We start from the raw sequence: 20,236 nt of genomic DNA on the forward strand, positions 1-20,236 counted from the left end.
TCGGTTAGAAAGTGGCGTTCAGACCTACCGTGTAGGTGCGGGCCTGCGGATACACGCCCAGGTCGCGGCCGAAGCCAGTGCTAGAGAAGGGGTCGGCGCTTACTTCGGGGTCGTAGCCGGAGTAGTCGGTCCAGGTGAGCAGGTTCTGGCCCGTCACGTAGACGCGCACACCGCTGATGCCGGATTTCTGTAGCACGCTCTGCGGCAGGCCATACGCCAGCGTCAGGTTCTTGAGGCGCACATACGAGCCGTCCTCGATGAAGCGGCTGGACACCTGGTTGTTGCCGGCCGGGTCGCCGAACACGGCGCGGGGCACGTCGGTATTGGTGTTGGTTGGAGTCCAGCGGTTCAGCACGCGGGTGGTCTGGTTAAGGGCCTGGCTCATGCCTTCAGTGGTGCGGCGGTTTTCGTTGTAGATGTCGTTGCCGAATGAGCCCTGGAAGAACACGCTCAGCTCCAAGCCCTTAAACGAGAAGGTATTCGTGACGCCCGCAATGGAGTTGGGGTTGGCATTCCCAATCACCGTGCGGTCCTGGTCGTTGATGCGGCCGTCGCCGTTCAGGTCCACAAACCGCTGGTCGCCAGCGCGGGCGTTGGGGTTTTGGGCGCGGGCCTCGGCGTCAGTCTGGAAGATGCCGTCGGCTTTCAGGCCGTAGAAAGTGCCCAGCGGCGAGCCGTTGCGCACAATGTTGTAGTCGTTGATGATCTGGCGGCCGCTCTCCTGGCCCTGCTCGTTGCGCACGGTTCCGATGTTGATGACCTTGCCGCGGTTGAGCGTGAAGTTCAAGTTGGTGCTCCAGGCGAAGCCGTTGTCCTCGGCGCGCACGTTCACCGTGTTCAAGCCCAGCTCCAGGCCCTTATTTTCCACTTCGCCCAAGTTCTGGATGATGTTGAGCGTCTGGGCGCCGGTGCTCAGCGGCAGCGGCACTTCAAACAGCAGGTCGGTGCTGCGCTTGCGGTACAAGTCGGCGTTAAAGGTCAGACGGTCTTCCAGCAAGCTCAGGTCGAGGCCCAGGTTGGTTTGCTTGGTTACCTCCCAGCTCACGTCGGCGTTGCCGATGCGCTCCGGCGCGATACCGCCCGAAATGCTGCCGTTGCCCTGGTAGCCGAAGCCCGAGCCGTAGGTGGAGAAGCGCACGTAGTCGCCGATTTCCTGGTTGCCGTTTTCACCGTAGGACGCGCGCAGCTTCAGGCTGCTGATGGCGTCGGTCTGCGGGAAGAAGCTTTCCTTGCTGATGTTCCAGCCCGCGCTGACGGCCGGGAAGTAGCCGAAGCGTTTGTTTTTGGCAAAGCGGCTGGAGCCGTCAGCCCGGAAGCTCACGGTGGCCAGGTACCGGTCGTCGTAGTTGTAGATGGCGCGCCCGAACGCGCTCAGCAGCGCCCACTCCGACTCGAAGCTGCTCACCGAGCGGTTGGCGGTGCCGGCAAACAGGTAGGGCACGGCGTTGGACGGGAAGCCCGTGGCGCGGGCATTGGACGTGAACCGGTTGGACGCCTGCACCGACTGGCCGGCCAGCAGCGTCAGGCGGCTTTTCTCGCCCAGCGTGAGGTTGTAGGTCAGCGTGTTTTCGTTCAGCCAAATCACCTGCTGGTCGGTGCCGGTGCGGGCCTGGCCGAGCGTAGCCGGGTCGGGCGTGCTGGTCTGGCGGTTGCCGGGGTACTCGCGGGTCACGTACTCATTCTCCACCTGCGAGCGGAAATCAATGCCCAGCGACGAGCGGAACTGCAGGTTATCGAGGATATCCAGCTCGCTGTAGATGTTGCCGATGGCCTGGTAGATGAGGGCCTTGTTGCGGGTTTCCAGCAGGTTGCCCACGGGGTTGTCGAAGCTGCTGTTGAAGGGGTTGGTGGCGTAGGTGCCGTCGGCGTTGCGTACGGGCAGCGTCGGAATCTGGGTGATGGTGCCCAGCACCGTGCCGCCGTTGCCGGAGCCGCGCTCCGAGCGCACCGAGCCGTTGTTGTTGGTGCGGCTCAGATTAAGGTTGGTGCCTATACGGAACCGCTTGCTCACTTCCTGATCCAGGTTGATGCGGAAGCTAAACCGGTCGAAGCCGGAGTTACGGAAGATACCGTCCTGCTTGAAGTAGCCGCCGCTCACATAATAGCGGGTTTTGTCGGAGCCGCCGCTCACGTTGAGCTGGTAGTTCTGGATGGCGGCTGTGCGGTACACCTCGTCCTGCCAGTCAGTGTTGGCGGGCAGGTTGTTGAGGTCGGGGTAGGCGGCGGTGCGGCCGCCGTTGATTAGGGCCTCGTTGTAGTATTCGGCAAACTGGCGGGCGTTGAGCACGTCCAGCTTTTTGCGCAGCTGCTGCTGGCCGTAGTACATGCTGAGGCCCACCTGCGCCTTGCCGGCCTTGCCACGCTTGGTCGTGATAACTACCACACCGTTGGAAGCGCGCACGCCGTAAATAGCGGCTGCCGCGCCATCCTTCAGCACGTCGATGCTTTCGATGTCGCTGGGGTTGAGGGCGTTCAGCGGGTTCGGCGACTGGTTGCTCAAGCCGCCCAGCTCCCGGTTGTAAGTCGGCAGCACCGGCACGCCGTCAATCACATACAGCGGGCTGTTCGATAAGCTCACCGACGAGTTGCCCCGAATCCGGACGTTGATGCCCGCGCCGGGCGCGCCGCTCGGCGAGGTCACCTGCACACCAGGCGTCTGGCCCTGCAGCGCCTGGTCGAAGCCGGCTACCGTCTGCCGCTCAATCTGCCGCGCCCCCACCGACGAAACGGCCGTGGTCAACTCCTGACGGGTCTGGGTGCCGTAGCCTACCACTACCACTTCGTTGAGGGCCTGGGTGTTTTCGGCCAGGGTGGCGGCGGCCACCTGCGTGGTCTGGCCATCTACCACCGTAATCGGCAGGCGCACCGTGGTGAAGCCAATCGAGGAAATAACCAGCGTGTGCGGGCCGGCCGGCACGTTCGGGATGGTGTAGTTGCCGTTGGCGTCGGTGGCGCTACCCAGGGTAGTGCCTTCCACCACCACCGTCACGCCGGGCAGAGCCTCGCCCTTGGCATCCACCACCCGCCCCGAAACGGGACCGTTGAAGGCGGCAGTCAGGTCTTTGCCGGCCGTAGGGGCCGGTAGGGTGGGAGCGTAGGCCAGCGCCGCGCCCGGCTGGGCGGCGGCCAAGCCCGTGAGCAGCAAGCTGCCCACGGCCGGCGTCAGCAGCAGGCGCCGGAAGGGCCGGTTGCCCTGCGGAGATTGTAAAGGGAACGACATGAGAAAGTGGGTTAGGTGAGACGAAGTAGTGGAAGAGCAGAAGCGGCGCCCGCAGCTGATGCTAGTTGGCAGCCGTTGCGGGCCGGGTTAGCCGGTAAGGTCCAGAATGGCGGTTTCCGAAAGCGGCGCGGCGCCGCGGTGCGTGGCCACCAGCGCGGCCGCCGCGCAGGCCCGCCGCAAACTGGCGGCAGGAGAGGCCGTGGGCCAGTCGGCCAGCAGCGCGGCTAGGAAGGCGTCGCTGCTGCCCAGCGTGTCCTGCACAGCCACCGCAAAGCCAGGCTGCTCCACCAAGTGGCCGCCGTGCCAGAGGGCGGCGCCGGCCGCGCCCCGGGTGAGGCACACGGCCTGCAGCCCGAAGTGCGCCGCCAGCCACGGCAGCGCCGTAGCCGGGGTAGCGGGCTGGCCCAGCCAGCCCATTATTTCGGTGAGTTCTGGCTCGTTGAGCTTCACCAGATCGGCCTGGCGGAGCAGGTACTGCACTACCGAGCGGGTGTAGTGCGGGGCGCGCAGGTTCACGTCGAACACCTTGTAGGGCGCCACCTGCAGCAGGCGGTACAGCGTTTCGCGGGTGGCCAGGCTGCGGGCCGCCACCGAGCCGTACACCAGCATGCGGGCGCCGGTCACGGTGTCGCGCAGCTCGTCGGTGTGCTGGAGGTAGTCCCAGGCCACGGGCTCCACCACTTTGTAGGTGGTGCGGCCGTGGCGCAGCGTCACTTTCACCACGCCCGTCAGGTGGGTCTGGCTGCGCTGAATCAGCTCCTGGCCCAGACCCTGCGCGGCCAGCTGCTCCAGCAAATCCGTGCCCAGCTCGTCGTCGCCGACGCGGCTGATGAGCTGCACCGGTTGCCCCAGCTGCCGCAGGTGCCGCGCCACGTTGAACGGCGCGCCGCCGGGCTGGCGGCCATCGGGCAGCATGTCCCAAAGGAACTCGCCGAGGCAGACAATGGGAACAGATGGGTTCATGGACGCAGGACGATTTCAACAAAAGTCGTCTGCTGCTACCTCGAAGTCTTGCTGATTTATTTCAAAATCCGAACATAGGATAAATATGTGTTATATATCTAATTATTAGATATTTAAAAATATAAAAACCGAACCTGTTACGGGTTCGGTTTCGTTTTTAGCACACGACTTTCGGGATTATATCAGTGGTGCGGGGTGATGTGCAGAGCCCGAAACTCGGAAGGCGAAATCTGGTAGCGCCCCTTGAAGCTGGTGGAGAAATAGGAGGGCGAAGAGAAGCCTAGCTCATAAGCCACAGTGGCGATGCTGAGGGCATCATCAAGCAGCAGCTCGCGAGCTTTGGTGAGGCGCAGGTTCTGGATGAAGTCGGTGACGCCGGTGCCCAGCACGGCCTTCACTTTGCGGTAGAGCTGCATGCGCGAAATGCCCAGGCTGCGGGCAATGTCTTCCACGCTCAAGTCGGTGCGGGTGAGGTGCGCTTCCACGATGGCCGTAAGGTCGGCCAGGAATTTCTGGTCGGGGTTGGTGGCCACCGTGGCCGTATCCACGGACAGCTCGCGCCGGAAATGCTCGCGCTGGCGGGCGCGGTTGGCCAGCAGGGTCCGCACGCTTTCCAGCAGGAAGGTGGGGTTGAAGGGCTTGGTGAGGTAGAGGTCGGCGCCGGCCTGCACGCCTTCCACCTGCTGCTCGGGGGCGCTGCGGGCCGTGAGCAGCACCACCGGAATGTGGCTGGTGCGCCAGTCGGCCCGCAGCTGGGTCACCACTTCCAAGCCGCTCAGGCCGGGCATCATCACGTCGCACACAATCAGGTCCGGAATCAGGTCGGTGGCCATGCGGAAGCCGGTGTGGCCGTCGGTGGCGCTTTGCACCCGGAAATCGGTGCGCAGCCGCCGCGCCAGAAAGTCGTTGACTTCGGCGTTGTCTTCAATCACCAACACCAGTGTCTCGCTGCCGCCGTCGGCTGGGGCGGCCGTGGTGGCTTCCAGCTCGGGGCTGAAGGTGGCGGCAATGGCCTCGGGCTCATCGAGCAGGAAGCTGGCGGTGGGCGCCTCGCTGGTAGAGCACAAGGCTTCGGGCAGCTCGCGGGGCAGCGCCACCACAAAGGTGCTGCCCTGGCCCGCCTGGCTACTGAACGTGAGCTGGCCCTGGTGCAGGCGCACGAGGCCCTGGGCCAGCGCCAGCCCCATGCCCGAGCCCTTGGCCACGGCGCCCTGGTCGCCCTGGTAAAACCACTCGAAAATGTGGGCCTGGTCCTGGTCGCTGATGCCGCGGCCCGTGTCGGCGATGCTCACGCGCAATCCCTGGCCGTCGGGGCTGGCCTGCAGGCTGATGGTGATGCGGCCCTGCTCGGGCGTGAACTTCAAGGCGTTGGAGAGCAGGTTGAAGAATACCTTGTCGAGGATGTTGCCATCAAACCAGGCCAGCAGCTCGGGCTCGGCGGCCAGAAATCGCAGCTGCACGCCGCGCAACCGGGCCGGCTTCTCGAAGGCATCCACGATTTCGCGCACAAAGGCCACGAGGTTGCCGTAGGTGGCGCGCACGGCCATCTTTCCCACCTCTATTTTGCGGAAATCCAGCAGCTGGTTCACGAGCTGCAGCAGCCGCTGGGTGTTGCGGCGCACCAGGGCTAGGTCCTGGTGCTGGGCGGCGGTGAGGTCGGGCGTGCTGGTGAGCAGCTCTTCCACGGGCCCCAGAATCAGGGTGAGCGGGGTGCGCAGCTCGTGCGAGAAGTTGGTGAAGAAGCGCAGCTTGGCCTCGGTGTCGGCGCGCGACTGCTCGGCCAGGGCCTCCAGCTGGTTGCGCTGCAGCCGGATTTCCTCGTTCTGCTGCTGCAGCTGTTGGTTGATTTTGTCGTTTTCGGCATTGCGCAGCGCCAGCTGCCGGTTGATCTGCCGGTTTTTGCGGGCCGAATGCCAGGCCAGCGCGCCCAGTAATAAGGCTCCCAGCAGCGTCGTCAGAAGGCCGTAGAGGATGGTTTGCTGGCTGGCATAAGTGGCGCGCAGGCGTTGCAGCAGGCCCTGCTGCCGCTCGATGTCGTGCTGCTGGCTGGCCATCTTGTCGGTCTGCTGCTGCAAAGTCAGCACGTTCGTGGAGTCGATGACAATGGTGCCGAGCGTGTTTTCCTTGTCGTAGGGCTGCTTGTTGAGGATTTTCAGGGCCGTGCGCATGGCGTCTTCACCGCCCGGGGAGTACAGGATGCTCGCATCAAGGATGCCGCGCTGCACCAGGTCAATGCCTTCACCCTTGCCCACCAGCCCATCCACACCAATGATGCGCACCTTGCCAGCCAGCCTGAGCTGCTGGCACACTTCGTAGGCCCCGCGGCCCATGGCGTCGTTGTGGGCGAAAATCAGCGCCACGTTGGGGTGGGCTCGTAGCGCTGCCAGCAGCGCCGGCTTCAGGGTCTTTTCCTGCCAGTTGCCGTTCACCTGGGCCACCACCCGCAGCCCAGGAAAGACTTTCAGGCCCTCGGCAAAGCCCTGGTGGCGTTCCGAAGTGGCCGAGGAGCCGGGCGTCCCCAGAATCTCAACGACTTCACCCTGCGGCCGGCCCAGCAGGCGGGCGCCGTAGCGGGCGGCCGTCTGGCCTACTTCCAGGTTGTCGCCGCCCACGTAGGCGGTGTAGCGCTGTGAGGCGGTGCGGCGGTCAAGCAGCAGCACCGGAATGCCCTGGGCGTAGGCTTCCTCTACGGCCGGCGTTACGGGGCCGGCTTCATACGGCGACACAATCAGCAGATCGAGGCCGCCCTGTACCAGCTTGCGGATCTGCTGCTGCTGCAGGTCGCTGTTGTCGTGGGCGTCGGTAGTGCGCAGCTGCACTTCGGGGTGGAAGCTCAGCTCCCGGTTGATGCCGTTGAGCATGGCCTCGCGCCATGGCCCCGACGTGCTGCACTGCGAAAAGCCGATGCGGTAGGCCGGCGTTTTGGCCGGCTCCGCGCAGCCCGCCAGCAGCGCCCCGGCCAGCAGGCACAGCAGCAGTTGAAGCTCCCGAAAGAGTTCTGCTTTTCTCAAGTAACAACGGGCCCTGCCAGGGGTGGGAACTGGCCCTGCCTAATCAAATATACCGGATTCTTCTGCACCCTGCCAAGAATATAGCCACGTTCGCATACGCCCACCCGGCCCCAGACCCGCCAAGCTGAACCATGGCTCCTAAGGATTTCAGGGCTGCAACGCAGGCGGCTGGCTGCGGGAAATAATGCGCTGCAGATCCTGCAGGTTGCCGTAGTCGGGCCGGATGAAGCCTAGCTCGGGGTTGTCCAGGTCGCGAATCGACTGAATGGTCAGCACAGAAATCACCACGAACAGAATGGGCACGAAGTAGTGGCGGGTTTCCTGGGCGCTGTTGGTGAAGCCCACCAGAATGCCAATGGCCCACGACGAGACAAACAGCAGCGACAGAATGGAATAGGGCGTGCCCTCCCGGTAGGAATAGTGCAGCCGAAACGTGTTGGAATCGAGCTTGTTGAAGGCCGGCAACAGCCGCCGCACCCTATCGGCGCGGGCCGGGGAGGTGCGCCCGGCGGCACTGAGCTGCTGCCAGAATTGGTGGTCGAGGCGCTCCAGGCGGCGGATGTGGGCGGGGTCGTGGGGGCGGCGGGGGCGATGCTCGTTGAGCTCCAGCTGCAGCAGCTGCAATAGGAACTGCTGCACGGCGGCGCGCTCTGGGGCCGGCAGCAGTTGGCTTTCGCGGTAGAGCTCGGCAATGGCATCCGAAGTCTGGTGAATGAGGCCAGTGCGCTCCTTAAGCGAGTTGTTGGACGAGAGCAGCGTGAACGACAGCAGCAAGCCGAACACCGTAATCAGCGCGCTTTCGATGCCCGAGGGCTTCCAGATGCGCTGGCGGCGGCGGTAGTAGACCTCGGCAAACAGGTAGCCCACCGCCACGGCCAGCAGCAACGACGCCGGGTAGGCCAGCACAAACCACAAAACCTCGAACGTACTGTACCGCATGCTGCCAGGTTAACACGTTTTCTATTCAGCCGGCCACACCCCGCAGGTGCAACAGCCCCTTCAAGAAACGAAAAAGCCCCGGTTCCAGCGCAGGACCAGGGCATTTCGTGGGAGGGCATTCAGCTACATCTTCTCAGGGTTCTGATTGTGCCAGGCTTTGAACGCTGCAATTTCCTTTTGCTGGGTGGCTATCATCTGCCGGGCCAGAACCTTGAGCTGCGCGTCCTGGCCGTGGGCCACCTCGGCCTGGGCCATGTCCACGGCACTCTGGTGATGCACGGTCATCAGCATGTTGAAGTTCATGTCGGGGTCGGCCACCGGCTGGGGCATGTTGCGCATCATGCCGCTCATGGAAGCCGCCATTTTGCTGGCGAATGGGTCTGTGGCCTGCTTTGGGTTGTAGTTGGTGGGGGCGTCGGCGAGGCGGGTGGCAGCAGCTTCCAGCGCCGTAATTTCCTGCTGCTGGCCGGCCTTGATTTCTTCGGCCAGCTGCCGCATGGTCGCGTCTTTGCCGTCGCGCAGCTCCAAGTCGGCCATCACCACGGCGCCCTTGTGGTGCGCCAGCATGTGGCGGGCGAAGTCGTAGTCGGTGTTGCCGCGCATGGGCACCGCGTGCATCTGCTGCATCATCTCGTTCATGGCCGTGAGCTGCGGTGAGGCGGCGCTGTTGGTGTCGTGGGCCATGGCCGAGTGGTCCATGCCGGCCATATCGTGGGCGGCCGGAGCAGAATCGGCGGTGGTGGGAGTCTTGGCGTCGGGGTTGCAGCTGGCCAGCAGGCTTGCGCAAAGTAGGGCCAGGGGGAAAGAAGACTTTTTCATGGAAGAAGACGTAAGGGAGAAAAGGCTGGCAGCCGGCAAAAGGCTAGCGCCGGAAGCGCAACGTGTGCTGCACCTATTTACGCAGCTTCGGATACGGCCGATACGCAGGACGCTATAGGCAGCGGGCCAAGCCGACCGGAAAACGGCCTCCAGACCAAACTGAGGCCGATTGCCGGTCCGGGCAAGGGGGAATTATGCAACTATTCGGTTGGATTCCGTACGGTCCCGGACCTTCCTGCAGTGTTCCTTTGTAAGTGCATTGCCGCCTTATGGCCGGGCCCAACCCCGGCCGGCGTTACGCGTGCCCAACCCTATGGAACCCGATCTTAAAACCGAAACCCTCGACATCGAAGGCATGACCTGCGCTTCGTGCGCCTCCTTCGTAGAGAAGTCTTTGGCCCGCACGCCCGGCGTGCAGCGGGCCGTCGTGAATTTCGCCACCGAAAAAGCCACCATCGACTACCTGCCCGCCGAGGCTAGCCCGGCCTCCCTGAAGCAGGCCGTGGTGCAGGCCGGCTACGGCGTGGTGGAGCGCGCGCCCGACACCAGTGCCGCCGACCGGCAACTGGAGCTCGACCAGCAGAAAGCTCTGGCCTACCAGCACCTGCAGCGCCGCTTCTGGGTGGCGGCCAGGCTGGCGCTCGTTATCATGCCCCTGAGCATGCTCATGCTGTGGCCCGCAGCCATGCAGCGTCTCAACATGCAATGGCTCAACTACGGCCTGCTGCTGCTCACGCTGCCCGTGCTGCTCTACAGCGGCCGCGAGTTCTACACCGCCGCCTGGAATGGCTTCCGGCATCGCGCCGCCAACATGGACACGCTCATTGCCGTGGGCACCGGCGCGGCCTTCCTTTACAGCCTGGCCGCCACGCTGCTGCCAGGCTTTTTCCGGCAGCGCGGCATCATGCCCGAAGTCTACTACGATACCACGGCCACCATCATTGCCCTGATTCTGCTGGGCAAGGTGCTGGAGCTGCGGGCCAAAATCCACACCTCGGCTGCCATTCGGGCGCTGATGGGGCTGCAGGCGAAAACCGCCCGCCTCGTGCGGCCCGGCGGCCAGGAAGTGGACGTGCCCATCGAGCAGGTGCGCCCCGGCGACCTGGTGCTGGTACGGCCCGGCGAGAAAGTCGCCACCGACGGCATCCTCGAAGACGGCCACTCGGCCGTGGAGGAAGCCATGCTCACCGGCGAAAGCCTGCCGGTGGAAAAGCGGCCCGGCGACCCGGTGTTCGGGGCCACGCTCAACAAAACCGGCTCCTTCCGCTTCCGCGTCACCAAAACCGGCGCCGACACCATGCTGGCCCGCATCGTGCAGCTGGTGGAAGACGCCCAGGGCAGCCGCGCCCCCATCCAGCGCCTCGCCGATAAAGTCAGCGCCATTTTCGTGCCCACGGTGGTCGTCATTGCCATCCTCACCTTCGTGCTTTGGTTTGATTTGGCCCCTATCGAAACCCGGCTGCCGCTGGCGCTGGTCAACTTTGTGGCCGTGCTCATTATTGCCTGCCCGTGCGCGCTGGGACTGGCCACACCCACGGCAATCATGGTAGGCACCGGCAAAGGCGCCGAGCACGGCGTGCTCATCCGCAACGCCGAAGCCCTGGAAAAGGCCTACCAAGTAACCACCGTGCTGCTCGACAAAACCGGCACCATCACCCGCGGCGAGCCGACCGTCACGGATTTCGTGCCCGCTGCCGGCCAGGATGCCGCCCGCTTGCTACCGTTGGTGGCCGCCGTAGAGCGGCAGAGTGAGCACCCGCTGGCCGCCGCCGTGGTGCGCTACGCCGACAGCCAGCAGGCCGCTGCGCTGCCGGCCAGCGGCTTCAAAGCTGTTGAAGGGAAGGGCGCCCAGGCCACCATAAACGGTCAGCTGTTGCTCGTCGGGAATGCCCGGCTGCTGGCCGAGGCCGGTATCAGCTTGCCGCCCGCCGTGCTTCAGCAGGCCGAAGTGCTGCTGGCCCAGGCCAAAACCGTGCTCTACGTGGCCGTGGCCGGCGAGGCCGCCGGCCTTATCGGCGTGGCCGACACCGTGCGCGACACTTCCGCCGCGGCCATCCGGCAGCTGCAGCGCATGGGCCTGGAAGTGGTGATGATGACCGGCGACAACCCGCAGGTGGCCGCCCAGATAGCCCGGCAGGTGGGCATCACGCGCTTTTTTGCCGAGGTGCTGCCTCAGGACAAGGCCGCCAGAGTGCAAACCCTGCAGGCAGAAGGCTGCACGGTGGCTATGGTCGGCGACGGTATCAACGATGCGCCCGCGCTGGCCCGCGCCGACGTGGGGCTGGCCATGGGCGGCGGCACCGATGTGGCAATGGAAGCAGCCGGCATCACCCTCATGCGCTCCGACCTCCAAGGCGTGGTAACGGCCCTGCAGCTCTCACGCCAGACGATGCGCATCATCCGCCAGAACCTGTTTTTTGCGTTCTTCTACAACGCGCTGGGTATTCCTGTGGCCGCCGGGCTGCTGTACCCGGTTTTCGGGTGGCTGCTGTCGCCGATGCTGGCGGCCGGGGCTATGGCCCTGAGCTCGGTATCGGTACTGACCAACTCGTTGCGCCTGCGCGGCTTCAATCCCTCCAAATTCTAACCCCGCATGGATACCGCAGAAATCATCGTAACGCTGAGCGGCGCGGCCCTGATTGGGTTCGTGGTCTGGTATTTCTTTCTGGCCGCACGCACGCCGGCCGCCGCACCTGCGCCCGACACCACCACAAGCCCGGAAACCCCGCCACGCTCTGCGCTTGAGCCAGGGCGCGACTAACTTGTTTTACCAGCAGCCGGATAAAAATGAAAAAAGCCCCTTAGCAGGGCGCTAAGGGGCTTTTAGTGGTCGCGCCAGGAATCGAACCTGGATCAAGAGCTTCGGAGACTCCTATACTATCCGTTGTACTACGCGACCCGGTTAGGAGGCGCAAAACTAGAGAGAAAATGCGGCCGCGCAAAACAATACAGGCCATTTTCTGCAAAATCATGTTCAGCCTTACTACAACCTTCCGGACGGTAAAGCAGTTAGCCTAACCACACAACCCGAACTTATTTACTGTATGGCTTCCACTGAAAAAAAGAACCTGTATACCGCCGACGCCACCGCAGTAGGCGGCCGTAGCGGCCACGTCCGCTCCGCCACTGGCATCATCGACCTGGATATGTCGGTGCCGGAAGGGCTGGGCGGCAAGAAAAACGCCACCAACCCCGAAGAGCTATTCGCGGCCGGCTACTCGTCGTGCTTCCAGCAGGCGCTGCTCGTTATTGCCCAGCGCGCCGGCGACAAGCTCGACCCGCAAACCGAGGTAAAATGCTCGGTGACCCTGTTTCAGGAAGGCGAAGGCTACGGCCTGTCGGCCGTGCTCGACGTCGACCTGAAATCGTTTGACCAGCAGAAAACTGTGGAAATGGTGCGCCAGGCCCACAAAATCTGCCCGTACTCAGTAGGCACTCGCGGCAACATGGAAGTGGAACTGCGCGTGAAAGGCGAAGCCCTGCCCGTAGAAGCTGACGAGAATGCCGGCGTAGCCGCCAAAGGCTAACCGCAGCTTTCAATAGCCCAACGAAAAAGGCCCGTCCGGATATCCGGACGGGCCTTTTTTATGCTAAACAGTTGTTTTGGAGAGACTAGATGCCTTGGGCAACCAGCACTTCCTTCACGCGCTCAGCGGCATCCTTCAGCAGCACGGCCGAGTACACTTTCAGGCCGCTTTCGTCGATGATGCGGGCGCCTTCTTCGGCGTTGGTGCCCTGCAGACGCACGATGATCGGCACTTTAATGTCGCCGATGTTTTTGTAGGCTTCCACCACGCCATTCGCCACCCGGTCGCAGCGTACGATGCCACCGAAGATGTTGATGAGGATGGCTTTCACGTTCGGATCCTTCAGGATGATGCGGAAACCGGCTTCTACGGTCTGGGCGTTGGCTCCACCCCCTACGTCGAGGAAGTTGGCCGGCTCGCCGCCGCTCAGCTTGATGATGTCCATGGTGGCCATGGCCAGGCCGGCGCCGTTCACCATGCAGCCCACGTTGCCGTCGAGCTTCACGTAGTTCAGGTGCGAGGCCGAAGCTTCCACTTCCAGCGGATCTTCCTCGTTGGTGTCGCGCAGCTCTACGAAATCCTTGTGGCGGTAGAGGGCGTTTTCGTCGAGGGTTACTTTGGCGTCAACGGCCAGAATCTTGTCGTCCGAGGTTTTCAGGACGGGGTTGATTTCGAACATGGCCGAGTCCGTCTCGTCGTAGGCCTTGTACAGCGCCTGCACGAACTTTACCATCTCCTTCTGCGCTGCGCCGGTCAGGCCCAGGTTGAAGGCAATCTTAGCGGCCTGGAACGGACGCAGACCCACGCGCGGGTCGATATGCTCGCGGTGGATTTTCTCGGGGTGCGCCTCTGCTACCTCCTCGATGTCCATACCGCCTTCGGTGGTGTAGATGATGACGTTTTTGCCGGTGGCACGGTCCAGCAGCACGCTCATATAGTATTCCTTGGTTTCCGAAGCGCCGGGGTAGTACACGTCCTGGGCAATCAGCACCTTGTGCACCTTGCGGCCTTCGGCGCCGGTTTGCTTGGTTACGAGCTGCATGCCGATGATCTGGCCGGCAATTTCTTTCACCTGCTCCAGGTTTTTGGCGAGTTTCACCCCACCGCCTTTGCCACGGCCGCCCGCATGAATCTGGGCTTTGATAACGTACCAGCTCGTGCCGGTTTCTTCAGTCAGCTTCTTGGCCGCTTCTACCGCCTGCTCGGCAGTGTCGGCCGTGATGCCTTCCTGCACGCGCACGCCGTAGCGCTTCAGAATTTCTTTGCCCTGATACTCGTGAATGTTCATAAAGGTCGGTTAAAGAGAAGTTCGGGGTGGGTTACTGAGCGCGAAAGTAGGCAATTATAGGCTGAACCGCGCTGTCATTGCGAGCGGAGCGAAGCAATCTTTCCTCTATTTGCTTGAAGCTTTCCTTTCCGATAACCTCTCCGACGCCGGATTAGCAACCTGTTGCCGGAGGGCTTTGCTGTAAGGATAATGTCTGCGACGAGAGGAAGGGTTGCTTCGTCGTGCCTCCTCGCAATGACATTTACCTGCCATACCACTGCGCCATTACCTGCTCGGCGGGTTTGTGCTGGGGGGTGAAGTCGAGGTGGCGGTGGGCGGGGCCGTTGAGCTGCAGGCCGGGGTACCACTTCCAGATAAAGATGCCCCGAAACCAGGGCTGCGGCCAGAACGTCTCGAACATGGCCTCGTAACACACGCGCTGGGTGGTTTCGTCGGGGGTGGCGGGCAGGGCATTGCGGTCGGGCCACACCCAGGGCTGGATGGCCGCGTCGGGCGTGGTTTTGTAGCCGGCTTCGGTGAACAGCACGGGCTTGCCGTAGCGCTTCTGCACGGAGGCAATGCGGGCCAGCGGCTCGCGCCAGGCCTTGAGCAGGGCAGCTTTGGCGGGGCGCTCGGAGGTGCTGAGCGGGAAGTAGGCCTGCACCCCGATGTAGTCCAGCGCGTCCCAGAACTTCACCTGCTCGAACTCGCCGCTCCAGTTGGCGGCGTATGTGAGCGGGCCGTGGTACACCTGCCGCACCCGCCCGATGAGGGCGCGCCACTCGGTTTCGTGGCCCACGGTTTTCTCCAGCTCCGTCCCGATGCAGAGCGCCTCCATGCCGTTGGCCTCGGCCAGCTCGGCGTAGTGCACGATAAACGTGGTGTAGGCGGCAAACCACGTCTGCCAGTCGGCTTCGTTGGTCATGCTGATGTCGCCGGGCCAGGTGCCGCCGGGGCCGCGCAGCCACAGGTGCGGCTTGAGCAGCGTGTGGATGCCGCGCTGCCGGGCCTGTTGGGCGGTGCGCACGAGGCCCCGGTCACTTTCGCCCCAATAGTGGCGGCTGCCGGCGCCGGTGTGCATCCGGATTTCGGGCGAGGCAGCACCAGCCTGCCAGCCAAACGGCGTCTGGGCTATCCAGTTGACGTGGGCCCGCACCAGCGGCTCCAGGTCCTGGCTGGCTACTGAGTCGGCCCCCACCCAGTTGACGCCCTTGAGGCGGTCTTCCGGCCGGGCAGGCATGGCGCTGGCAACTGCCGAGCGGCTGGGGCTAGCTGGCAAATGCGGGTCTGCTGGTTGGGCAGAGCGCCGGGCTAGGCCCAAAGCTGCAAGCAGGGCCAACGCCGCCAGCCCCAGCCAAAGCCACGACCAGCGGGGGGAAGAAGGAAAAACAGCCATAGCCATAAGGAGGTGCGTCAGCGTATAGGGCTCAAATTGCAGAAATCCGCTTGCATCTGCGGCGGGCCGGTGGGGCCGGCCAGCGGCATGTACGGCAGGCGGGCCGGCCGCAAGCCGGTGTAATCTGCGCGGCAAACTGTAGATTTGTTTTTCGTACTCCGGCTCACTTTACCTGGTTCCGTTTTGCTGCAAGCCATCAACGTTCGTAAGAAATACAATACGCTGGAAGTCCTCAAGGGCATCGACCTGACTATTGAAAAGGCCGAAATCGTGTCCATTGTGGGGTCTTCGGGGGCTGGCAAGAGCACGCTGCTGCACATTCTGGGCACGCTCGACAACCCCGACTCCGGCGAAATCCTCTTCGACGGCCAGTCGGTCAGCTCGCTGCGGCGGTCGGAGCTGGCGCGGTTCCGCAACCGCCACATCGGCTTCATCTTCCAGTTTCACAACCTGCTGCCCGAGTTTACGGCCCTCGAAAACGTGTGTCTGCCAGCCTATCTGGCCGGCCGCTCCGAGAAGGAAACCCGCGTGCGGGCCCGCGAATTGCTTGGGATGCTGAACCTGGAGCGCCGAGCCGACCACAAGCCCTCGGAAATGAGCGGTGGCGAGCAGCAGCGCACGGCCGTGGCCCGCGCCCTCATCAACTCCCCCGAAATCATCTTCGCCGACGAGCCCAGCGGCAACCTCGACTCGCAGAACGCCCAGGAGCTGCACCAGATTTTCTTTTTGCTGCGCAAGGAGTTGGGCCAGACCTTCGTCATCGTGACGCACAACGACCAGCTGGCGGAAATGGCCGACCGCAAAATCACCATGAAGGACGGCTACATCTGGGAAGGCCAGAACTAGCTGGCCGCACATCTCCGGCACGTTTCGGCGCCTCTTCCTGCTGCAGGGAGAGGCGCTGTTGCGTTTGGGCTGGAGGGCCTGCGGAACCCCGGCGCGGTGGCAGGCGTTGAAGCTACCAGAACCCTCTACGACGCCGCGGGCTTTGGCCCCGGCTCAGGTCATGCGTCCGACCCGCCCCGGACCATGCAGCCCAACCCCTTGCCCCGTCACCGGAACGGAGCAAGGGGTTTGTTTTTGCCTAGCCAAGCTGCTGCGGAAGCAGCAAAACCGGGTGAAAAACTGGCCGGGAAAGACCAAAAATATTAGTTGACTAACCTTGTTGGAAATATTGTTTGTAAGTTGTTGGATATCAAGGGTAAAAATTGATAAAAATTCTGTCAATTTTTGCACCTTTGCTAAGGCTGGGGCGTTACATATCCAGAACACACAACGGTATTACAGGACATCAAAACGACAGACGCCATGAGCGAAGCAACCAAGACCATCAAAGAGCCGGTTCGCAAGACCAAAGTAGAGAGCTTTGACATCTCGCGCTCCGACGAGACGCTGCACTTGGCGACTGACTTGGCCAAGTTCATCAAGGAAAACAAGCTCACGACCACCGTGCAGGGCAAGGAGTTCGTGAACGTGGAAGGCTGGCAGTATGCCGGCTCGCGCCTGGGCATCGTGCCCATCGTCGACCACGTGATTAACGTGTCCACGGACCAGGAAATTAAGTACCAGGCCAAGGTGACGCTGTTCGACATGAAGTCGGGCCACACGGTAGGGGCGGGCTTCGCCATCTGCTCCAATAAAGAGCAGGGCAAGAAGTTCTACCAGGAGTTTGCCATTATGAGCATGGCCCAGACCCGGGCCATCGGCAAGGCTTACCGCAACATCCTGGCCTGGATTATCCGCGCCGCCGGCTACGAGCCCACGCCGGCCGAGGAAATGGACTACGGCGGAAACTCGCCTGCTGCCGCGCAGCCCGCTATGGCTGTGGTGCCGGCTTCGGCGCCGGCCGTTGTATCTGCTGAAGCTCCGGCCCCCATGAAAGCTGTAGCCGCCGACGCGCCTGCTGCTGAGGTTTCGGCTCCGGCCTACGCTTCGGCATCGCAGAAAGAGGAAATCATCCGGTTGCTGAACCATCCGGTCATCTCGCGCCCCGAGAAAACCAAGATGCTGCTCAACATCAACCGCCTCGATGAGGAGCGCGCCACCCAGGCCATTGCCAAGCTCCGCAAGGCCATTGAGGACCGTGAGAACGGCCAGGCCGCTGCCGCCTAAATACACCCCACTACATATATCGAAAGCCCGGTGCCGCTTGGTGCCGGGCTTTTTTTGTGCCCGGCGAAGCGGCGCTTCGCATTACTTTTGCGCCATGCCCGAGCACGCCACCGACGATATTCTGCACGTACTGCGCCAACACTGGGGCCATGCGGCGTTCCGGCCGCTGCAGGAAGACATTATCCGGTCGGTGCTGGCGGGGCAGGATACGCTGGCGCTGCTGCCTACCGGCGGCGGCAAAAGCATCTGCTTCCAGGTGCCGGCGTTGGCCCGGCCGGGGCTGTGCGTGGTGGTGTCGCCGCTGATTGCGCTGATGAAGGACCAGGTGGAAAACCTGCGCAAGCGCGGCATCAAGGCCGAGGCGGTGTTTTCGGGCATGAGCCACCAGGAAATCGACCAGACCCTGGACAACTGCGTGTACGGGCCGGTGAAGTTTCTGTACGTGAGCCCCGAGCGGCTGCAGACCGACATGTTCCGGGCCCGGGTGGGCCGCATGAAGGTGAGTCTGCTGGCCATCGACGAGGCCCACTGCCTGTCGCAGTGGGGCTACGATTTCCGGCCGCCGTATCTGCAGATTGCGGCGCTGCGTGAGCTGCTGCCCGGTGTGCCGTGCATTGCCCTCACGGCCACGGCCACCGAGCAGGTGAAGCTGGATATCGTGGAAAAGCTGCTGTTCCGGCTCGGCCACCGCGTGTTTCAGCAGAGCTTTGCCCGTCCCAACCTGTCGTATTCGGCGCTGGCTACCGAGGACAAGCTGCGCCGGCTGCTGGAAGTGGTGCGGGGCGTGGGGGCCGGCAAAACCAGTATCGTGTACGCCCGCACCCGCCGCCAGACCGAAGACACGGCCGCCTACCTGCAGCAGCAGGGCGTGCGCGCCGCCGTCTACCACGCCGGCCTGCCCAGTGACCAGCGCACCCGCACCCAGCAGGACTGGATGCAGAACCGCATCCACTGCATCGTAGCTACCAACGCCTTCGGGATGGGCATCGACAAGCCCGACGTGCGGCTGGTGGTACACCTGGAGGCGCCCGACAACCTGGAGGCCTACTACCAGGAAGCCGGCCGCGCCGGCCGCGACGAGAAATACGCCTTTGCCGTGCTGCTGCAGGGCCCCAACGATGCCGCCGAGCTGCGCCGCCGCACCCAGCAGGCCTACCCGCCGCTGGACACCGTGCGCCGCGTGTACCAGGCGCTGGCTAACTTCTCGCGCACGGCCGTAGGCGGCGGCGAGCTGGTAGCCTTCGACTTCGACATTCAGCACTTCGCCGAAACCTACCGCATCAAGGCCCTCGACGCCCACAACAGCCTCCGCACCCTGGCCCGGGAAGGCTTTGTGCAGCTGAACGAGGCCGTGAACACGCCTGCCCGGGTCCACATCCCCATCGACCACCAGGACCTGTACCGGTTTCAGGTGGCCAACGCCCAGCACGACCAGCTCATCAAGAGTCTGCTGCGCTTCAACGGCGGGGAGCTGTTCAGCGGGTTTCAGCGGATTTCGGAAAACAGCCTGGCGCAGCACCTCAAGCTTAGCGTGGTGGACGTGCGCAAAACGCTGGTATTCCTGCACCGCTCGGGCATTATTCAGTACCAGCCGCGGCAGGAGTCGCCGCAGGCCCTGTTCACTACCCCGCGCTTCGATGCCGACAAGCTGCCGCTAGACCAGAAGCGCCTGACGCAGGCCCGCGACCTGGCCCTGCACAAAACCGAGGCTGTGGTGCGCTACGCCGCCGGAGGACGCTGCCGCCAGCAGCTGCTACTAGAGTATTTCGGCGAGCTGGACGCGCCGCCCTGCCGCGTCTGCGACTTCTGCCTGGCCGAGAAGAAAGCACGCCAGGCGCCCGCCTCGTCCGCCGACCTGCGCCAGCAGCTGCTCAATCTGCTCAAAGCCACGCCCCAAACGCCCCGCGAAATCCTCGCGCAGTTCGCGCCCGGCCAAGCCACGGCCGTCACGGAGCAGCTGCGGGAGCTGGTGGAGCTGGGCGAGCTGGCGTACGCGCCGGATGGGCGGCTGGGGTAGGAATTTATTGGCGCCTTACAGGAATGGCTCCGGTCCGGCGGCTTTTTTCAGCCGTCGGGCCGGTTGCCGATTGAACGACATAGGGTGCACAGTAGTAAGCAACGTCAGCTTACAGCGACCGGTCCGACGGCTGAAAAAAGCCGCCGGACCGGAGCCGATGCACTGTGCTAACACCCAAAAAGCCGCCCCGGCCGCGCCTGAAACAGGCACAGCCGGGGCGGCTTTTCTTGAGGAAGCTCGAAGTTATTTCTTCAGCAGTTTCAGCAGCTCCTCAGCGGCCGGCTCCGACGAGGCGGGGTTTTGGCCGGTAATCAGGTTGCCGGCTTTCACTACGTAAGGAGCCCAGTCGGCGCCTTTGGAGTAGTCGCCGCCGTTCTGCTTCAGCATGTCTTCCACCAGGAAAGGCACCACGTTGGTCAGCTGCACGGCTTCTTCCTCGGTATTTGTGAAGCCCGCTACCGATTTGCCTTTCACCAGCGGCTCGCCGTTGGCGTCTTTCACGTGGCGCAGCACGCCGGGGGCGTGGCATACGGCCGCTACCGGTTTGCCGGCGGCGTAGAAGTTCTCAATCAGCTCGATGGACTTTTTGTCCTCGGCCAAATCCCACAGCGGGCCGTGGCCGCCGGGGTAGAACACGGCGTCGAAATCAGCAGCGTTTACCGTGTCCAGCTTCACGGTGCTGGCCAGGGCCTGCTGGGCGTCGGTGTCGGCTTTGAAGCGCTTGGTGGCGTCGGTCTGGGCGCTGGGGTCGTCGCTCTTAGGGTCGAGGGGCGGCTGGCCACCGGCCGGCGAGGCCAGGGTGAGCGTGGCGCCGGCATCCTTGAACACGTAGTAGGGAGCGGCAAATTCTTCCAGCCAGAAGCCGGTTTTATGTCCTGTGTCGCCCAACTGGTCGTGGGACGTCAATACCATCAGAATGTTCATGGTTGTGGGAAAAAGGGGTGAAAAACGGGTGTTGAACGGCC

At 63.4% G+C, this 20,236-nt stretch carries 14 protein-coding genes and 1 tRNA gene; 6 read left to right on the forward strand and 9 right to left on the reverse strand.

What is annotated here, in order from left to right; translation table 11 throughout:
- Window positions 1-4 precede the first annotated feature (4 nt).
- From O9Z63_RS03605 to O9Z63_RS03625, 5 genes are all read right to left on the reverse strand, one after another.
- The gene (locus O9Z63_RS03605; protein WP_270127935.1) at window positions 5-3,220 is read right to left on the reverse strand and encodes a SusC/RagA family TonB-linked outer membrane protein; all 3,216 of its coding nucleotides are present in this window, start codon (window positions 3,218-3,220) and stop codon (window positions 5-7) included.
- Between the two features lie 87 nt (window positions 3,221-3,307).
- On the reverse strand, window positions 3,308-4,183 hold the full coding sequence (locus O9Z63_RS03610; protein ID WP_270127936.1) for a carbohydrate kinase family protein: 876 nt from the start codon (window positions 4,181-4,183) through the stop codon (window positions 3,308-3,310).
- A 182-nt stretch (window positions 4,184-4,365) separates the two neighbouring features.
- Window positions 4,366-7,194, reverse strand: coding sequence for a substrate-binding domain-containing protein (locus O9Z63_RS03615; RefSeq protein ID WP_270127937.1), 2,829 nt, complete (start codon window positions 7,192-7,194; stop codon window positions 4,366-4,368).
- 147 nt (window positions 7,195-7,341) lie between these two features.
- Window positions 7,342-8,133, reverse strand: coding sequence for a bestrophin-like domain (locus O9Z63_RS03620; protein WP_270127938.1), 792 nt, complete (start codon window positions 8,131-8,133; stop codon window positions 7,342-7,344).
- A 123-nt stretch (window positions 8,134-8,256) separates the two neighbouring features.
- Window positions 8,257-8,952 (reverse strand): DUF305 domain-containing protein, encoded by a 696-nt coding sequence (locus O9Z63_RS03625; protein WP_270127939.1) that lies wholly within the window; start codon window positions 8,950-8,952, stop codon window positions 8,257-8,259.
- A gap of 313 nt (window positions 8,953-9,265) precedes the next feature.
- Here O9Z63_RS03625 and O9Z63_RS03630 point away from each other — a divergent pair, with 313 nt between their 5' ends.
- Both O9Z63_RS03630 and O9Z63_RS03635 read left to right on the forward strand, forming a co-directional pair.
- Entirely contained in the window at window positions 9,266-11,539 is a 2,274-nt protein-coding gene (locus tag O9Z63_RS03630) for a heavy metal translocating P-type ATPase (RefSeq protein ID WP_270127940.1), read from the forward strand.
- Between the two features lie 6 nt (window positions 11,540-11,545).
- Window positions 11,546-11,713, forward strand: a complete 168-nt coding sequence (locus tag O9Z63_RS03635; RefSeq protein WP_270127941.1) for a hypothetical protein — start codon at window positions 11,546-11,548, stop codon at window positions 11,711-11,713.
- Window positions 11,714-11,779: 66 nt separating this feature from the next.
- On the opposite strand, the gene O9Z63_RS03640 is transcribed toward O9Z63_RS03635, so the two are convergent.
- Window positions 11,780-11,851, reverse strand: a tRNA-Arg gene (locus O9Z63_RS03640).
- A 145-nt stretch (window positions 11,852-11,996) separates the two neighbouring features.
- On the opposite strand from O9Z63_RS03640, the gene O9Z63_RS03645 reads away from it, so the two are divergent.
- Window positions 11,997-12,479, forward strand: coding sequence for an Ohr family peroxiredoxin (locus O9Z63_RS03645; protein ID WP_190784367.1), 483 nt, complete (start codon window positions 11,997-11,999; stop codon window positions 12,477-12,479).
- Window positions 12,480-12,564: 85 nt separating this feature from the next.
- Here the strand turns inward: O9Z63_RS03645 and sucC are convergent, their stop codons facing one another.
- Together sucC and O9Z63_RS03655 are read right to left on the reverse strand one after the other, a co-directional pair.
- Entirely contained in the window at window positions 12,565-13,767 is a 1,203-nt protein-coding gene (gene sucC / locus O9Z63_RS03650; RefSeq protein ID WP_270127944.1) for an ADP-forming succinate--CoA ligase subunit beta, read from the reverse strand.
- A gap of 241 nt (window positions 13,768-14,008) precedes the next feature.
- Window positions 14,009-15,142, reverse strand: a complete 1,134-nt coding sequence (locus tag O9Z63_RS03655) for a glycoside hydrolase family 113 (protein WP_270127945.1) — start codon at window positions 15,140-15,142, stop codon at window positions 14,009-14,011.
- A 183-nt stretch (window positions 15,143-15,325) separates the two neighbouring features.
- On the opposite strand from O9Z63_RS03655, the gene O9Z63_RS03660 reads away from it, so the two are divergent.
- The 3 genes from O9Z63_RS03660 (at window position 15,326) to O9Z63_RS03670 (ending at window position 19,271) form a co-directional block, all read left to right on the forward strand.
- Window positions 15,326-15,988 (forward strand): ABC transporter ATP-binding protein, encoded by a 663-nt coding sequence (locus O9Z63_RS03660; protein ID WP_044013274.1) that lies wholly within the window; start codon window positions 15,326-15,328, stop codon window positions 15,986-15,988.
- 462 nt (window positions 15,989-16,450) lie between these two features.
- On the forward strand, window positions 16,451-17,254 hold the full coding sequence (locus O9Z63_RS03665; protein WP_270127947.1) for a hypothetical protein: 804 nt from the start codon (window positions 16,451-16,453) through the stop codon (window positions 17,252-17,254).
- A 94-nt stretch (window positions 17,255-17,348) separates the two neighbouring features.
- Window positions 17,349-19,271, forward strand: coding sequence for a RecQ family ATP-dependent DNA helicase (locus O9Z63_RS03670; protein ID WP_270127948.1), 1,923 nt, complete (start codon window positions 17,349-17,351; stop codon window positions 19,269-19,271).
- A gap of 243 nt (window positions 19,272-19,514) precedes the next feature.
- Here the strand turns inward: O9Z63_RS03670 and O9Z63_RS03675 are convergent, their stop codons facing one another.
- Window positions 19,515-20,195 (reverse strand): type 1 glutamine amidotransferase domain-containing protein, encoded by a 681-nt coding sequence (locus O9Z63_RS03675; protein ID WP_044013268.1) that lies wholly within the window; start codon window positions 20,193-20,195, stop codon window positions 19,515-19,517.
- Window positions 20,196-20,236: the final 41 nt, after the last annotated feature.

The organism is Hymenobacter yonginensis, assembly GCF_027625995.1.
Classification (GTDB): domain Bacteria; phylum Bacteroidota; class Bacteroidia; order Cytophagales; family Hymenobacteraceae; genus Hymenobacter; species Hymenobacter yonginensis.

Coding starts and splice junctions, on each gene's coding strand:
- O9Z63_RS03635 (WP_270127941.1), top strand. CDS start 11,546: ATGGATACCGCAGAAATCATCGTAACGCTGAGCGGCGCGGCCCTGATT.
- O9Z63_RS03630 (WP_270127940.1), top strand. CDS start 9,266: ATGGAACCCGATCTTAAAACCGAAACCCTCGACATCGAAGGCATGACC.
- O9Z63_RS03655 (WP_270127945.1), bottom strand. CDS start 15,142: ATGGCTGTTTTTCCTTCTTCCCCCCGCTGGTCGTGGCTTTGGCTGGGG.
- O9Z63_RS03675 (WP_044013268.1), bottom strand. CDS start 20,195: ATGAACATTCTGATGGTATTGACGTCCCACGACCAGTTGGGCGACACA.
- O9Z63_RS03620 (WP_270127938.1), bottom strand. CDS start 8,133: ATGCGGTACAGTACGTTCGAGGTTTTGTGGTTTGTGCTGGCCTACCCG.
- O9Z63_RS03610 (WP_270127936.1), bottom strand. CDS start 4,183: ATGAACCCATCTGTTCCCATTGTCTGCCTCGGCGAGTTCCTTTGGGAC.
- O9Z63_RS03645 (WP_190784367.1), top strand. CDS start 11,997: ATGGCTTCCACTGAAAAAAAGAACCTGTATACCGCCGACGCCACCGCA.
- O9Z63_RS03670 (WP_270127948.1), top strand. CDS start 17,349: ATGCCCGAGCACGCCACCGACGATATTCTGCACGTACTGCGCCAACAC.
- sucC (WP_270127944.1), bottom strand. CDS start 13,767: ATGAACATTCACGAGTATCAGGGCAAAGAAATTCTGAAGCGCTACGGC.
- O9Z63_RS03625 (WP_270127939.1), bottom strand. CDS start 8,952: ATGAAAAAGTCTTCTTTCCCCCTGGCCCTACTTTGCGCAAGCCTGCTG.
- O9Z63_RS03665 (WP_270127947.1), top strand. CDS start 16,451: ATGAGCGAAGCAACCAAGACCATCAAAGAGCCGGTTCGCAAGACCAAA.
- O9Z63_RS03605 (WP_270127935.1), bottom strand. CDS start 3,220: ATGTCGTTCCCTTTACAATCTCCGCAGGGCAACCGGCCCTTCCGGCGC.